Below are 15,611 nucleotides of genomic sequence, written 5' to 3' on the forward strand. Positions count from 1 at the left end.
ACCTGTCCCAGCGGTCCCAACCTATTCGATCACCGCGCGGCACGAGCCGTCGTGGCGTGGTCGTCCGGCGCAACAAGGGGTACGTCCGGATGGCGCGCCGGTGTCAGGGAGGCGACCGCCGGGGCGGCACACACGTCCGGCCGGGCGCCCCCGAGGCGCCCGGCCGGTCGTCAAGTCCTAGATTTCGCCCCGCAGTTTGGCGAGCGCCTCGGCGAGGATCGCCTCACCGTCCGCGTCGCTGCGCCGCTCGCGTACATACGCCAGGTGCGTCTTGTACGGCTCGGTGCGCGGCGGGTCAGGCGGGTTGTCCCGGTCCTGTCCGGCCGGGAAGCCGCAGCGCGGGCAGTCCCACGTGTCGGGCACCTGCGCGTCGCTGGCGAAGCTCGGCTGCGTCTCGTGCCCGTTGGAGCACCAGAAGGAGATGCGCAGCCGGGGCGCGGACTCGCCGCGCTCGGCTTCGCCCATCGGCCCAGCCCCGACCCGGCTACCTCGGATCGCGTTGCCACTTGCCACGGTCGTAACTCCCTGCGTGATGGTGCCGCGAAGCTAGTCGGCGTTTCGCTTCGCCGCGAGCGCCTCAGTTTACGTAAGGCCCAACGCGCGTCCAGTGAGGGGAGTTACAGCCCCCCGGCACGCAGACGCAAGCCCCATGATAGGCCGCGCTCCGCGGCGCGTACCGACCATGGGGCCTTACGTATCGGAATGTGCGTGATGCGCGTGATGCGTGCCGTCAGCTGTTCGACTTCATGACCATGCCGAGAACGATGATGCACGCGAGCCACAGCAGGCCGACCACGACGGTGATGCGGTCGAGGTTGCGCTCGGCGACCGAGGAGCCGCCGACGGAGGACTGCACGCCGCCGCCGAACATGTCGGAGAGGCCGCCGCCCTTGCCCTTGTGCATCAGCACCAGCAGCATCAGCAACAGGCTGAAGACGATCAGGGCGATCGAGAACCCCAGAACCACGGCTGGACCAACTTCCTCGGAATCGGATGGACGACGGGGGCCGGCGGACATCCTCCGGCCCCCGCAAGGGTACGACGAAACGCCGTCACCGCATACTCACAGCTCGCCTCACTGATCGCGGAAGCGCACGATCTTGACGAACTCGTCGGCGTCGAGCGAGGCGCCGCCGACCAGGGCGCCGTCGATGTCGGCCTGGGCCATGATCTCGGCGACGTTGCCGGCCTTGACGGAACCGCCGTACTGGATGCGGACCTTCTCGGCCAGCTCCTGCGAGTACAGCTCGGCGAGCTTGCCGCGGATCGCGGCGCAGACCTCCTGGGCGTCCTCGGCGCCGCAGACCTTGCCGGTGCCGATGGCCCACACGGGCTCGTAGGCGATCACGACGGACTCGGCCTGCTCGGCCGGGACGTCCTTCAGACCGCCCTCGACCTGGGCGAGGGTGTGGGAGACGTGGTTGCCCGCCTCGCGGACGTCCAGCTCCTCGCCGACGCACAGGATCGGGGTCAGGCCGTGCTTGAAGGCGGCCTTGACCTTGGTGTTCACGATCTCGTCGGTCTCGTGGTGGTACTGGCGGCGCTCGGAGTGGCCGGCGGCCACGTACGTGCACTTCAGCTTGGCCAGCATCGAGCCGGAGATCTCACCGGTGTAGGCGCCGGAGTCGTGCGCCGAGATGTCCTGGGCGCCGTACTTGATCTTCAGCTTGTCGCCGTCGACCAGAGTCTGCACGGAGCGCAGGTCGGTGAAGGGCGGCAGGACGGCGACCTCTACGGCCTCGTAGTCCTTGTCGGCCAGGGCGAAGGCGAGCTTCTGGACGTGCGCGATGGCCTCGAGGTGGTTGAGGTTCATCTTCCAGTTGCCCGCCATCAGCGGCGTGCGAGTGGTCATACGGGGTCAGTCCTCCAGTGCGGCGAGGCCGGGGAGCGTCTTGCCCTCGAGGTATTCGAGGGAGGCGCCACCGCCGGTCGAGATGTGGCCGAACGCGTTCTCGTCGAAGCCGAGCGTGCGCACGGCGGCGGCGGAGTCACCGCCGCCGACGACGGTGAAGCCCTTGGACTCGACGAGGGCCTGGGCGACGGCCCGGGTGCCTTCGGCGTAGTCGGGGTGCTCGAAGACGCCCATGGGACCGTTCCAGAAGACGGTCGCGGCGTCGGCGAGCTTCGAGGCGTACAGCTCTCGGGTCTTCGGGCCGATGTCCAGGCCCTCCTGGTCGGCCGGGATGGCGTCGGCGCCGACGGTGGTGAACGTCGCCGGGGCCTTGGTCTTCAGGTCCGGGAACTCCGTCGAGACCAGCACGTCGACCGGCAGGACCAGCTCGACGCCGCTCTTCTCGGCGCGCTCCATGTACTCCTTGACGACCGGAACCTGGTCCTCCTGAAGGAGGGAGATGCCGACCTCGTAGCCCTTGGCCTTGAGGAAGGTGTACGCCATGCCGCCGCCGATGAGGAGGCGGTCGGCCTTGCCGAGGAGCTGGTCGATGACGGCGAGCTTGTCGGAGACCTTGGCGCCGCCGAGGGCGACGACGTAGGGCCGCTTCACGTCCTCGGTGAGCTTCTTCAGGACGCCGACCTCGGTGGCGATGAGGTAGCCGGCGTAGTGCGGGAGCTGCTTCGGCAGGTCGAAGACGGAGGCGTGCTTGCGGTGCACGGCGCCGAAGCCGTCGCCCACGTAGACGTCGGCGAGCGCGGCGAGCTGCCCGGCGAAGGCGGCGCGCTCGGCGTCGTCCTTGGACGTCTCACCGGCGTTGAAGCGCAGGTTCTCGATGACCGCGACCTGGCCGTCGGTCAGGCCCGCGACGGTGGCCTCGGCGGAGTCGCCGACGGTGTCCGTGGCGAAGGCGACGTCGCCGCCGAGGAGCTCCCCGAGGCGAGTGGCGGCCGGGGCGAGGGAGAAGGCGGGGTCCGGCGTGCCCTTGGGGCGGCCGAGGTGGGAGGCGACGACCACCTTGGCGCCCGCGTCGGCCAGGGCCTTGACGGTGGGCAGTACGGCGCGGATACGGCCGTCGTCGGTGATGGTGCCGTCGGCGAGCGGCACGTTGAGGTCGGCGCGGACGAAGACCCGCTTGCCGCTCACGCCGTCGGCGAGAAGTTCGTCGATCGTCTTCATTGCTGGGGACTCTCCTGAGGAGGGCTCGTGGTGCTCCGTGATCGTAAAGGGGGCCGGTCCTGTACGTGCGTCAGGGCCCGGCCGGTGCGCGACGGTGCGCACCGACCGAGCCCTGCTGGCGCATCGAGATGCCTACAAAGAGGCGATCAGAGCTGGTTGCCGACGAAGACCGTGAGGTCGACGAGGCGGTTGGAGTAGCCCCACTCGTTGTCGTACCAGCCGATGACCTTCACGTTCTTGCCCTCCTGGACCATGGTCAGGGAGGAGTCGAAGGTGCAGGACGCCGGCTCGTTGACGATGTCGGAGGAGACGATCGCGTCCTCGGTGTACTCGAGGATGCCCTTGAGCTCGCCCTCGGCGGCCTTCTGGAAGGCGGCGTTGACCTCTTCCTTGGTGACCTCGCGGGACAGCTCGACGACGAGGTCGGTGACCGAGCCGGTCGGGACCGGGACGCGCATGGCCATGCCGTCCAGCTTGCCCTTGAGCTGCGGCAGCACCAGGGCGGTGGCCTTGGCGGCACCGGTGGTGGTGGGGATGATGTTCTCGGCAGCGGCACGGGCGCGGCGCAGGTCGCTGTGCGGGAAGTCCAGGATGCGCTGGTCGTTCGTGTACGCGTGCACCGTCGTCATCAGGCCCTTGACGATGCCGAAGTTCTCGTCGAGGACCTTGGCCATCGGCGCCACACAGTTGGTGGTGCAGGAGGCGTTGGAGATGACGTTGTGGTTCGCCGGGTCGTAGGTGTCCTGGTTGACACCCATGACGATGGTGACGTCCTCGTTCTTCGCCGGGGCGGAGATGATGACCTTCTTGGCACCGCCGGCGATGTGCTTCTCGGCGTCTTCCTTCTTGGTGAAGATGCCCGTCGACTCGATGACGATGTCGACACCCAGCTCGCCCCACGGGATGTCGGCGGGGTTGCGCTCGGACAGGACCTTGATGGTCTTGCCGCCGACGGTGATGGTGTCCTCGGTGTGCGTGACCTCCTGCTTGAGGCGGCCGAGGATGGTGTCGTACTTCAGCAGGTGTGCGGTGGTCGCGGTGTCACCCAGGTCATTGACAGCCACGATCTCGATGTCGGCGCCCTGCTCAAGCAGTGCGCGGAAGTAGTTCCGACCGATGCGGCCAAACCCGTTGATGCCTACGCGGATCGTCACGAACCGATCTCCTCGCTGGGTACGCCGGCCATGCGGAGCCGGCGAGCTCTGTTTGGGATGTCCCCGACCACCCCCGACCCTACCTCTCCGAGACCCCCGGAGTGACATCGAGATGCCACATACGCGGGCAGGCGGTCCGTACCCGCCGGTAGGGGTACGGACCACGTGGATCGGCGATGGATTCGCCCGGGTTTACTGCGAAATGCCTACCCTTGTTGACGCCGTTGTCACTCGTTCGTGAGCGGGTCGGCTCACCTGATGCGGCCCCTTTTCGTGCACCCCTGAGACGGGCTGCGCTCACCTGTGGAACAAAGGGAGCCGCATCTGTCAACGTTGCCTGCGTCACCCACTCGAAACATCAGCGCCGAAGGGCAGCGAACGCCCTTCCGAGGAGTGCCGCGCGGTCGGCCGCGGACGTCAGGTGCTCCAGTCCGAAGCCCAGCAGCACGGTGTCCCCGGTGGTGACCGCGCCATAGGTGCGGAACAGCACTCCGCTGCGGGTCCAGTCCTTCAGGACGGCCGGACTGCCCGCCGGCGGACCGGCGACCCTCCAGGCGCCGAGCGACGTCTCGAACCCCTCGGTCTCCCGCACGCTCCCCCCGGCGACCAGCTGCACGTCGTCGGCGAGCATGCCGTGCCCGCCGGTGCCCGGGTCGGTGACATAGGCGAGTGAGACCTCGACGCTGCGCCCGGCGTAGGCGCTGAGGTCGAAGCTCACCTGCTGCCAGCCGCTGGAGGCGCCGGTGAGGCTGTTCCAGGCCCCGGTGGTGCCGGTCGCGGTGCAGCCGTTCGCCGTCAGGGTCAGGTAGTGCTTCAGCCACGGGTGCTCACCGACGTAGAAGCCGCCCCCGCACTCCTCGGGCACGGCCCGGCTCGTCGCCCCGCCGGACTCCGGCAGCGTCGTCCAGTCGTCGGCGCCCACGCCGTGCGCCTCGAGCAGCGCGTGGTCGTAGCCCGGTTCGGTGTCCCACAGCAGGCGCATGCGCAGGGCGGGCTGCTCGGCGGCGGTCACACCGGTCAGGTCGATGGTGCGGGTGAGCCGCTTGTAGGCGTCGTCGGTGTGCACGGCGGCCGCCATCGACGCCCCCGCGTACGGCCCGTACGGATTGACGGTCCCGGCGAACTGGCCCGCCCCCGCGCTCGCGAACTGCGGATAGGTGCCGACGGGCAGCTCCTCGGAGGTCACGCTGTACGTCCCCGCCTTGTCCAGCGGGTTGCCCGGGGCCTCGGCCAGCGGGCCGGCGAACCCGTTCAATGCGCCGGAGCCGGTGAATCCGGTGGCGCCCAGGGTCGACGTACGCGAGTACGCGCCCAGGTAGTACTGGCTGAAGTCGTCGGACAGGGTGCCGCCACCGAGGTCGACGCTGCCGCCGGCCCGCTCCCCCGCCTCGATCAGCTTGCCGCCCTCGTTGAGGTAGGCGCGCAGCTGGAGCTGGGTGGCGTTGCCGGGGACGGCGGCGCCCGTGTAGTGCACGACGGTCCGGAAGTGCTTCAGCACGCCCAGCGCGTCGGGCGCGCCCGTGGTGGCCACGTCCCACACGACGGCCCGGTGCCCGGCGGCCTTGAGCGCGTCGGCGTACGTCTGCGCCTGCGTGGCCCTGGCGCCCTCCTCCGCGACGACGAGGGTGTCGGCGCGGGGCCGCTCGGCGACGGTGTAGGTGAAGTGCCCGCTCGACGTGGGTCTGCCGCTCTTCGTCTCGCCGGTGAACCACACCTCGACCTTGTCGCCCGGGTCGCCGTCCTTGATCGTGGCCCGGTACTCGTCGAAGTACAGGTTGTCGGCGCCGCCGTAGCGCTCACCGCCCTTCCACGGCCGCAGCGTCATGTCGTGCACCCGGCCGCCGTCGACGCGGTACTTCAGTTCCTTCTCCCGCACCGACTTGCGGACGACGACGGAGACCTCCTGGTCCGCGCCCCGGGAGTACGACGTGGTGAACGGCGCCGGGGTGAAGTCGGCGGCGCTCAGGCCGACCGAGGACGACGGGCGGTCGGGGTGGGCGGCCGTCTCGGCGACGGACAGCGCGAAGGGGACGTTCTTGGCGAACTCCTGCTGGATCAGCTTCTCGTCGTCCGGGAAGGTGAAGACCGAACGGCAGTCGGCCGCGTTCCAGGCGTCGTTCGGGTCGGCGTCCGACGCGGTCTGGCAGGTCGACATCTCCGGGGTGAACATCGCCGTGCCGTTGACGTTCCCCGCGTGGCCGTCCGCCTCGCCGTTGGTGGTGTACAGCTCCGAGGAGACCTGCGGGTGGTAGCCCGGGATCGCGGAACGCTCCGGCGTGCCCGCGAGCGCCTTGTACAGCACGTCGTCCGGGGTCGGGGTGGCGACCTGCCAGCCGACGCCGTAGAGCAGCAGCTCGGCGGCGGAGTGGTAGTTGATCGCGTACCGGAAGCCGACGCGTTTCTCGAAGGCGTCCAGCGCCCGGGTCTCGGGCTCGGAGGCCGGGGCGGCGCCGCGGTAGGTCTCGCTGGTGGGGTTGGGCGACGAACCCTCGTCGTCGTAGCCCCACTTGTAGGGGAAGTTGCGGTTGAGGTCGACGCCGTCGCCGGTGGAGATGACGCCGTCGCCGTTGACGTCCCGCAGGTTCTTGCGCCACAGGCGCGTGCTCGCGTCCTTGAAGGTGTAGTCGTAGCCGTCGGGGTTGGCCGAGATCACGAACCACAGCTCGGTGGAGTCGACGATCTTCCTGATGCGCCGGTCGGTGGCGTAGTGGTCCAGGTAGTGGTGGAGCAGCCGGCGCGTCATCTCCGGCGTGATCCACTCGCGCGCGTGCTGGTTGGACATGTAGAGCACGGCCGGCCTGGCGCCGTCCCTGGTCCTCTTCGCGTTCCTGGTGAGCTTGAGCGCGAGGATGTCCTGGCCGTTGACCGTCTTGCCGATGGAGACGACCTTGGTCAGGCCGGGGTGCTGCTGAGCGGTCCGGACGATCTCCTCCTTGAGGCCCCCGGGCCCGCTGTACGGCCGGAAAACGCCCTGAGCGGCGCTCTGGAGGCGTTGGTCGGAGCGGGCGGGCAGGGTGTGCTCGGTGAGCGCGACGCCCTGCTCGCGCAGCTTGTGGGCCTGCTCGTCGGTGAGGTAGACCTCGACGGCGGTCCTTGCGTGCCGCGGGGCGCGCGCGCCGAGTTCGTGGGCGTCCTGTCCGGCGGCCAGCAGCAGGGGTACCTGCTCGCTGGTCACGTCGGCGCGGAAGACCTTGACCTCGTCCGCGTCGTGGGCGGGTGAGGGCTGTGCCTGGGCGATGGGTGCGAGGCTCGCTCCGCCGAGCAGGAGCGCGCCGACAGCGAGGATCGATCTCGCTCTGGGTCTCATGAACCCCCCTAGCAGTGGTTCGCCACGGCGGCGAATGGTTGCCAGGCTCATGTCACCGGATGATCGAGTCAAGAGCGCCTCACGGACACGCAAACGCCGGTGTCTGGGACCTGAACGGCCCAAGCCACCGGCGTTTGTGAGGGACGGTCAGCCCACGAGGTTGTCGGCCAGCTCGTCGCTGAGGTTGGCCTCCGTGCCCGGGATGCCGAGGTCGGAGGCGCGCTTGTCGGCCATCGCGAGCAGCCGGCGGATACGGCCCGCCACGGCGTCCTTGGTCAGCGGCGGGTCGGCGAGCGCGCCCAGCTCCTCCAGGGAGGCCTGCTTGTGCTCCATGCGCAGCCGGCCCGCGGCCGCGAGGTGCTCGGGCACGTCGTCGCCGAGGATCTCCAGCGCGCGCTGCACCCGGGCGCCGGCGGCGACCGCGGCACGGGCGGAGCGGCGCAGGTTGGCGTCGTCGAAGTTGGCCAGCCGGTTCGCCGTGGCGCGCACCTCGCGGCGCATCCGGCGTTCCTCCCAGGCCAGCACCGACTCGTGCGCGCCGAGCCGGGTGAGCAGCGCGCCGATCGCGTCGCCGTCGCGGACCACCACCCGGTCCACTCCGCGCACCTCACGGGCCTTCGCCGCGATCGACAGCCGGCGGGCGGCGCCGACCAGGGCGAGCGCGGCCTCCGGACCGGGGCAGGTCACCTCCAGGGAGGAGGAGCGGCCGGGCTCGGTGAGCGAGCCGTGCGCGAGGAAGGCGCCCCGCCAGGCCGCCTCTGCGTCGCAGGTGGCCCCCGAGACCACCTGCGGGGGCAGCCCGCGGATCGGCCGGCCCCGGCCGTCCACCAGGCCCGTCTGGCGGGCCAGCTGGTCACCGCCCGCGACGACCCGCACCACGTACCGCGAGCCGCGCCGCAGCCCGCCCGGGGCCATCACGATCAGTTCCGAACTATGGCCGAAGATCTCCAGGATGTCCCGCTTGAGCCGGCGGGCCGCCATCGCGGTGTCCAGCTCCGCCTCGATCACAATGCGCCCGCTCACCAGGTGGAGGCCGCCGGCGAACCGCAGAATGGCGGAGACCTCCGCCTTCCTGCAGCAGGTCCGGGTGACGGGAAGCCGGGAGATTTCGTCCTTCACCGCTGCCGTCATCGCCATGGGCCGATCCTTCCATGCATCCGAAAAATACGGTCGTACGCGGCGGCCAGCAGCTCGGGGTCGTGCCGGGGAGTTCCGTCCGTCCGCGCCACCGGCGCCAGCTCGACCGCGGCGCCGAGCCGCTTGGCGGCCTCGGTGAGCGAGTCGCGGTCGGGCACGGCGGCCTCGTCGGCCAGCACCACGTCGAGGGCGAGTTTAGGGGCGTGTCGGCCCAAAACCTCCAAATGACGCTGCGGTGAGAAGCCTTCGGTTTCTCCGGGCTGCGGAGCGAGGTTCAGCGACAGCACCCGGCGTGCCTTGGTCTGGGTGAGCGCGTCCAGCAGTTCGGGCACCAGCAGATGCGGGATGACCGAGGAGAACCAGGAGCCCGGGCCGAGGACCACCCAGTCCGCGTCCAGGACCGCCGCGACGGCCTCGGGCACGGCCGGCGGGTCGTGCGGCACCAGATGCACCGACTGCACCTCGCCGGGCGTGAGCGCCACGGTGGCCTGCCCGCGCACGGTGTCCACGTCCTCGGGGCGCTGCGGGTCGTGCCCCTTGACCAACGCCTGCAGCTCCAGCGGCACGGCCGACATGGGCAGCACGCGGCCGTGCGCGCCGAGCAGCTTGCCGACCAGGTCGAGCGCCTTGACGTGGTCGCCGAGCTGCTCCCACAGGGCGACGATCAGCAGATTGCCGACCGCGTGCTCGTGCAGCTCGCCCTGGGACTGGAAGCGGTGCTGGATGACCCGGGCCCAGGTCTGCCCCCACTCGTCGTCACCGCACAGCGCGGCCAGGGCCTTGCGCAGGTCGCCGGGCGGCAGCACACCGAGCTCGTCGCGCAGGCGCCCGCTGGAACCGCCGTCGTCGGCGACGGTGACGACGGCCGTGAGGTCGCCGGTGATCCGGCGCAGTGCGGCGAGCGAGGCGGACAGGCCCATGCCGCCACCGAGGGCGACCACCTTGGGCTGGGCGCCCCGGCGGCGCGGGCGGGCGCCGCGGACCTCGACGGGCCGGCTCGCACGCCCTTCCGGCATGACCCGGCGCAGCCGGCTCAGCCGCGGAGTACGTCGCGTCATTCCCGTCCCATGTCCCGGTGTACGACCACCGTCTCCACACCCTCGGCCGCGAGCCGCGCGGCGAGCTTCTCCGACATGGCCACCGAGCGGTGCTTGCCGCCGGTACAGCCGACGGCGATGGTCACATAGCGCTTGCCCTCGCGCCGGTAGCCCGCGGCGACCATCTGCAGCAGCTCGGTGTAGCGGTCCAGGAACTCCTTGGCCCCGGGCTGGTTGAAGACGTAGGCGGCGACCTCCTCGTTGAGCCCGGTGAACGGGCGCAGCTCGGGCACCCAGTGCGGGTTGGGCAGGAACCGCATGTCCACGACCAGGTCGGCGTCGACCGGGAGGCCGTACTTGAAGCCGAAGGACATCACGGTGGCCCTCAGCTCGGGCTCCTCGTCGCCGGCGAACTGGGCGTCCATCTTGGCGCGCAGCTCGTGCACGTTGAGGCTGGAGGTGTCGATCACCAGGTCGGCGTCGCCGCGCAGCTCGCGCAGCAGCTCGCGCTCGGCGGCGATGCCGTCGACGATCCGGCCGTCGCCCTGCAGCGGGTGCGGGCGGCGCACGGACTCGAAGCGGCGCACCAGCGCCTCGTCGGAGGACTCCAGGAAGACGATCCGCCGGGTGACGCCCTTGCTGTCGAGGTCGGCGAGGGACTCGCGCAGGTTGTCGAAGAAGCGCCGGCCGCGTACGTCGACGACGACGGCGATCCTCGCGACGTTGCCCTGCGAGCGCGCGCCGAGCTCCACCATCGTGGGGATCAGCGCGGGCGGGAGGTTGTCCACGACGAACCAGCCGAGGTCCTCCAGACACTTGGCCGCGGTCGAGCGGCCCGCTCCGGACATGCCGGAGATGATCACCAGCTCGGGGATGGCCGCGTCGGGGACCCCGGGCGTCTCGCCATTCGTGCCCGTACTCACGTGTGCTCCGTCTCCGCCTTGGCCCTGTTGCTCGTCGTGCTTGTTCACGGTCATGTCTCCTGCCCCCGTCGTTCGTCCGGGGCGCCCGTCGTCACGGGTTCCCCGCCGGAACCCATGGTGCCGGGTTCCTCTTCAATGATCTCTCCGGTCGCCGTGTTCACGGCGGGTGCGGCCGGGGACGCCTGGGCGAGGGCCACGGCGACCGTCTCGGCCGTCTTGCGGCCTATGCCGGGGACCTCGCAGATCTGGTCGATGGTGGCGGAGCGCAGCTTCTTCAGCGAACCGAAGTGCTTCAGCAGGGCCTGCTTGCGCGTCTCGCCGAGGCCCGGCACGTCGTCCAGGGGGCTGGCGCGGAACCGCTTGGCCCGTTTGCTGCGCTGGTAGGTGATCGCGAAGCGGTGCGCCTCGTCACGGACGCGCTGCAGCAGGTAGAGGCCCTCGCTGGTGCGGGGCAGGACCACCGGATCGTCGTCGTCCGGCAGCCAGACCTCCTCCAGCCGCTTGGCGAGGCCGCACACGGCCACGTCGTCGATGCCCAGCTCGTCCAAGGCCCGCTTGGCGGCCGCGACCTGCGGCTGCCCGCCGTCGACGACGACGAGCTGGGGCGGGTAGGCGAACTTCCTGGGGCGGCCTTCCTCGTCCTTGAGGCCGTTCGCCTCACCGGGGCTCTCGGGGAGGCTGTCCGCCCCGTCGACGCCGCCGTCACCGTCGCCGTTCTCGTCGGCCCACTCACCGGTGCGCTCCTTCTCGGCGAGATAGCGCCGGAAGCGGCGGCTGATCACCTCGTGCATGGAGCGGACGTCGTCCTGGCCCTCGAAGCCCTTGATCTGGAAGCGGCGGTATTCACTCTTGCGGGCGAGTCCGTCCTCGAAGACGACCATGGAGGCCACGACGTCCTGCCCCTGCAGGTGCGAGATGTCGTAGCACTCGATCCGCAGCGGGGCGCTGTCGAGGGACAGCGCGTCGGCGATCTCCTCCAGCGCGCGCGAGCGCGTGGTGAGGTCTGAGGCGCGCTTGGTCTTGTGCAGCACGAGCGACTGCTGGGCGTTGCGCTGCACCGTCTCCATCAGCGCCTTCTTGTCGCCGCGCTGCGGGATGCGCAGCGACACGTTCGACCCTCGGCGGCCGGTCAGCCACTCCTGCACCGGTTCCAGCGGGTCGGGCAGCGCCGGGACGAGGACCTCCCTTGGTACGGCGTCCCCGCTCTCCTCGCCGTAGAGCTGCTGCAGGGCGTGCTCGACGAGGGCGCCGGTGGTGACCTCCTCCACCTTGTCGGTGACCCAGCCGCGCTGGCCGCGCACGCGTCCGCCGCGCACGTGGAAGATCTGCACGGCCGCCTCCAACTCGTCCTCGGCGACGGCGATGAGGTCGGCGTCGGTCGCGTCCGCGAGCACGACCGCGTTCTTCTCCATGGCCTTCTTCAGGGCCCCTATGTCGTCCCGCAGACGGGCGGCCCGCTCGTACTCCATCTCCTCGGCTGCCTCCATCATCTGCTTCTCCAGACGACGCAGGTAGGTGCCCGTGCGGCCGGCCATGAAGTCGCAGAACTCCTCGGCCAGCTCCTGGTGGTCCTCGGGGGCGATCCGGCCGACGCAGGGGGCGGAGCACTTGCCGATGTAGCCGAGCAGGCAGGGACGGCCGGTGCGGGAGGCGTTCTTGAAGACGCCGGCCGAGCAGGTGCGCACCGGGAAGACGCGCAGCAGCAGGTCGACGGTGTCGCGGATGGCCCACGCGTGTGCGTACGGGCCGAAGTAGCGCACGCCCTTCTTCTTGTGACCGCGCATCACCTGCACCCGCGGGAACTGCTCGTTCATCGTCACCGCGAGGTAGGGGTAGCTCTTGTCGTCGCGGTACTTCACGTTGAAGCGCGGGTCGTACTCCTTGATCCAGGAGTACTCCAGCTGCAGCGCCTCGACCTCCGTGGACACCACCGTCCACTCCACGGACGCGGCCGTGGTCACCATCGAGCGGGTGCGGGGGTGCAGGTTCGCCAGGTCCTGGAAGTAGTTCGCCAGGCGCTGGCGCAGGCTTTTCGCCTTCCCGACGTAGATCACCCGGCGGTGCTCGTCACGGAACCGGTACACCCCCGGGGAGTCCGGGATCTCACCCGGCCTGGGGCGGTAGCTGGAGGGGTCGGCCATGTCTCACACCCTACTGGCGTGCAGTGACAGCGCGGCGCGGCTGTGGACAACGCCGGCCGGGTGCCCGGGGGCGTCGGACGCGGCGGCGTTCCGACGCGGCCGTCCGGGGTCTCAGGCCGACGGGTTCGCCACGATCCGGCCGTTCTTGACCTGGACCGGCAGCTCCTTGAGCGGCTCGGTGGCCGGGGAGTGCAGCACCTTGCCGGTGGTGGCGTCGAACTGGCTGCCGTGGCAGGTGCAGGTCAGCGTCGTGCCGTCCAGCTTGGCGATGGGGCACTGCGCGTGTGTGCAGATCGTGCTGAACGCCTTGAGCGTGCCGGCGGAGTCGCGTCCGACCACCACGTTGTGCTTGCGGTCCAGCTTCGCGCCGCCCTTGGGGACCTCGGTCTCGGGGCCGACGTCCACGGGTCCCTCGGACTCGGACGGTCCGGAGCAGGCCGCGAGGCCCAGGCCGGCGGCGGGGACGGCGGCGGCACCCTTCAGCAGGGTGCGGCGGCTGGGGACCGGGCTGCCGGACATGAGGCTCTCCACAGGGTCGGACGGTGCTGCGTGCTGCACGATACCGCCCTTGATCGGGGCCCAGGTCCGTGGGCTCCCTGGCCGTGGGACGTCGGAACGCGGCCCGGAAGGGTGACGTAAACGCTTGCGTAAACGTTTACGTCTGGGGCTGGGATCGGATAGCTTCCCTCCCAGGTCCGTACCGAGAGCCGGGAAGGGAACCCCTCGCATGCCCACCATGGCCGATGTCGCGCGCTCGGCCGGCGTCTCCGTCGCGACCGTCTCGCACGTCCTGAACGGCACCCGGCCGGTGCTTCCGCAGACCCGCCAGGCGGTGCTGGACGCCATCGACGAGCTCGGGTACACCCCGAACACCCTGGCCCGCTCGCTGGTGACCTCCCGTACCCGCTCCATCGGCCTCGCGGTCTCCGCGATCAGCAACCCGTACTTCACCGAGATCCTCCAGGGCGTCGAGGCGGCCGCGCTGGAGGAGGGCTACAGCCTGCTGATCGCCGATCCGCACGACGACCCCGGGCACGAGCGCCGCGTGGTGCAACTGCTGCACGAGCGCCGCGTCGACGGTGTGATCGTCGCGCCGTCGGCCCGCCCCGACGGCCTGGTCGGCTACCTCGCCCGCCACGCCGTTCCCGCCGTCTTCCTCGACCGGGCCGTCGACGCCCCGACGGACCCGGCCTTCCGCTTCGACCAGGTGTACGCCGAGAACACGGCGCCGACCGCCCGGCTCGTCGCCCATCTCGCCGAGCTCGGGCACCGCCGTATCGGCCTGGTCGCCGGGCTGCCCGGGCTCAGCACCACCCGGGAGCGGATGAGCGGCTACCGGCACGGTCTCGCGGCCGCCGCTCTGCCCTACGACGAGCGGCTCGTCGTCCACGGCGACTCCGCGGCCGGCGGTGCCGAGCGGGCCACCGCCGAGCTGCTGGCGCTCGCCGTGCCGCCCACCGCTCTGGTCAGCGCCAACAACGCGATGACCATCGGCGCCCTGCGTGCCCTGCGCGCCCGGGGCCTGACCGTGCCCGACGACATCGCACTGGGCTGCTTCGACGACTTCGCCTGGGCGGACGTGTTCTCCCCCCGCCTGACCGCGATCGCCCAGCCCAGCAGGGAGCTGGGCGCCACCGCCGTCCGCGTGCTGCTGGAGCGGCTCGCGCAGCCGGAGCGGCCCGCGCGGACCGTGCGGCTGCCCTGTTCCTTCGTCCACCGCACCTCGTGCGGCTGCCCTGAACAGCCGTGCGCATGAAAGTCCTGCACCGAAGAGCCCAGAGAGGAACCCGTCGCATGATCGTCGTCGCCGGTGAGGCCCTGATCGACCTGGTACCGCAGGGCACGGGTGCCCTCGCCGCCCTCCGGCCGGCGCTGGGCGGCGGGCCGTACAACACGGCGGTCGCCCTGGGGCGGCTGGGCTCCCCCACCGCCTTCTGCTCGCGGGTGTCGCGGGACGCCTTCGGCGAGGCCCTGCTCGACGGGCTGCGCGCGGCCGGGGTCGACGTCTCCGCCGTACAGCGCGGCTCCGAGCCGACGACCCTGGCCGTCGCCACGATCGACCCGGGCGGTTCGGCCGCCTACTCCTTCTACGTCGAGGGCACCGCCGACCGGCTCTTCTCGACGCCGCCCGCGCTGCCGGCCGGGACCCGGGCGGTGTCCTTCGGGACGTGCTCGCTGGTGCTGGAGCCGGGGGCGAGCGCGTACGAGGAGCTGATGCGGACCGCGGCAGCGCAGGGCGTGTTCACCGCCCTCGACCCGAACATCCGGCCGGGGCTGATCCCCGACGCGGACGCCTACCGGGCCCGGTTCAAGAGCTGGCTGCCTTCCGTGACACTGCTCAAGCTCTCCGAGGAGGACGCCCTGTGGCTGGGCGGCACCCCCCGGGAGTGGTTGGCGGCCGGTCCGTCGGCCGTGGTGATCACACAGGGCGGCGACGGTCTGACCGCGTTCACCGCGGACGGCGCGGTGCACACCGTGCCCGGTGAGACGGTGGACGTGGTGGACACGATCGGCGCGGGCGACACGGTGAACGCGGCCCTGCTGCACGGTCTGGCCGCCCGCGACGCCCTCTCCCCCAGCGCCCTGGCGACCCTGGGCCCCGACGGCTGGCAGCAGCTGCTCCGGTACGCGGCCCGCGCGGCGGCGGTCACCTGCTCCCGGGCGGGCGCGGAGCCGCCGTACGCCCGGGAGCTGGAGGACTGACCGGCCCCACGCCTGAGAACCGGCGCCCGCCGCCCCGGTGTGTGGCCCCGCGAGAGCCCGGCAGCGTTCAAGGCGGCCGGAACGGCAACGGGCGGCGCCCCTGCGGAGGAGCTCCGCTGAGGCACCGCCCGTCGGTGGG

13 protein-coding genes are annotated in these 15,611 nt (G+C 71.0%); 2 read left to right on the plus strand and 11 right to left on the minus strand.

The features are described from left to right. Nucleotides 1-177: 177 nt before the first annotated feature. From AB0J12_RS26940 to AB0J12_RS26990, 11 genes are all read right to left on the minus strand, one after another. Nucleotides 178-513: an RNA polymerase-binding protein RbpA gene (locus AB0J12_RS26940; RefSeq protein WP_003957010.1), complete on the minus strand. Its 336-nt coding sequence runs from the start codon at nt 511-513 to the stop codon at nt 178-180. Between the two features lie 217 nt (nt 514-730). Next, nucleotides 731-967, minus strand: a complete 237-nt coding sequence (gene secG / locus AB0J12_RS26945) for a preprotein translocase subunit SecG (protein WP_363267001.1) — start codon at nt 965-967, stop codon at nt 731-733. 108 nt (nt 968-1,075) lie between these two features. Continuing rightward, complete coding sequence (gene tpiA / locus AB0J12_RS26950) at nt 1,076-1,852, minus strand: triose-phosphate isomerase (protein ID WP_363267003.1); 777 nt, start codon at nt 1,850-1,852, stop codon at nt 1,076-1,078. A gap of 6 nt (nt 1,853-1,858) precedes the next feature. Then, nucleotides 1,859-3,070, minus strand: coding sequence for a phosphoglycerate kinase (locus tag AB0J12_RS26955; protein WP_363267004.1), 1,212 nt, complete (start codon nt 3,068-3,070; stop codon nt 1,859-1,861). A 146-nt stretch (nt 3,071-3,216) separates the two neighbouring features. Then, the gene (gene gap / locus AB0J12_RS26960; RefSeq protein ID WP_363267005.1) at nt 3,217-4,224 is read right to left on the minus strand and encodes a type I glyceraldehyde-3-phosphate dehydrogenase; all 1,008 of its coding nucleotides are present in this window, start codon (nt 4,222-4,224) and stop codon (nt 3,217-3,219) included. 358 nt (nt 4,225-4,582) lie between these two features. Next, the gene (locus AB0J12_RS26965) at nt 4,583-7,531 is read right to left on the minus strand and encodes a M14 family zinc carboxypeptidase (protein ID WP_363267006.1); all 2,949 of its coding nucleotides are present in this window, start codon (nt 7,529-7,531) and stop codon (nt 4,583-4,585) included. 147 nt (nt 7,532-7,678) lie between these two features. Next, entirely contained in the window at nt 7,679-8,668 is a 990-nt protein-coding gene (whiA, locus tag AB0J12_RS26970) for a DNA-binding protein WhiA (protein WP_363267007.1), read from the minus strand. Continuing rightward, nucleotides 8,659-9,726, minus strand: a complete 1,068-nt coding sequence (gene yvcK / locus AB0J12_RS26975; protein WP_363267008.1) for a uridine diphosphate-N-acetylglucosamine-binding protein YvcK — start codon at nt 9,724-9,726, stop codon at nt 8,659-8,661. Before yvcK ends, whiA begins: the two co-directional genes overlap by 10 nt. Then, nucleotides 9,723-10,682 (minus strand): RNase adapter RapZ, encoded by a 960-nt coding sequence (rapZ, locus tag AB0J12_RS26980; protein WP_363267009.1) that lies wholly within the window; start codon nt 10,680-10,682, stop codon nt 9,723-9,725. The genes yvcK and rapZ overlap by 4 nt, the downstream gene beginning before the upstream one ends. Further along, nucleotides 10,679-12,769, minus strand: coding sequence for an excinuclease ABC subunit UvrC (gene uvrC / locus AB0J12_RS26985; protein ID WP_363267010.1), 2,091 nt, complete (start codon nt 12,767-12,769; stop codon nt 10,679-10,681). Before uvrC ends, rapZ begins: the two co-directional genes overlap by 4 nt. Before the next feature lie 111 nt (nt 12,770-12,880). Beyond that, complete coding sequence (locus AB0J12_RS26990) at nt 12,881-13,288, minus strand: Rieske (2Fe-2S) protein (RefSeq protein WP_363267011.1); 408 nt, start codon at nt 13,286-13,288, stop codon at nt 12,881-12,883. Between the two features lie 208 nt (nt 13,289-13,496). On the opposite strand from AB0J12_RS26990, the gene AB0J12_RS26995 reads away from it, so the two are divergent. Both AB0J12_RS26995 and AB0J12_RS27000 read left to right on the plus strand, forming a co-directional pair. Beyond that, nucleotides 13,497-14,525 (plus strand): LacI family DNA-binding transcriptional regulator, encoded by a 1,029-nt coding sequence (locus AB0J12_RS26995; protein ID WP_363267012.1) that lies wholly within the window; start codon nt 13,497-13,499, stop codon nt 14,523-14,525. Between the two features lie 38 nt (nt 14,526-14,563). Next, nucleotides 14,564-15,472, plus strand: coding sequence for a carbohydrate kinase (locus AB0J12_RS27000; RefSeq protein WP_363267013.1), 909 nt, complete (start codon nt 14,564-14,566; stop codon nt 15,470-15,472). Nucleotides 15,473-15,611 lie beyond the last annotated feature (139 nt).

Source organism: Streptomyces sp. NPDC049915 (assembly GCF_040656475.1).
Lineage (GTDB): Bacteria > Actinomycetota > Actinomycetes > Streptomycetales > Streptomycetaceae > Streptomyces.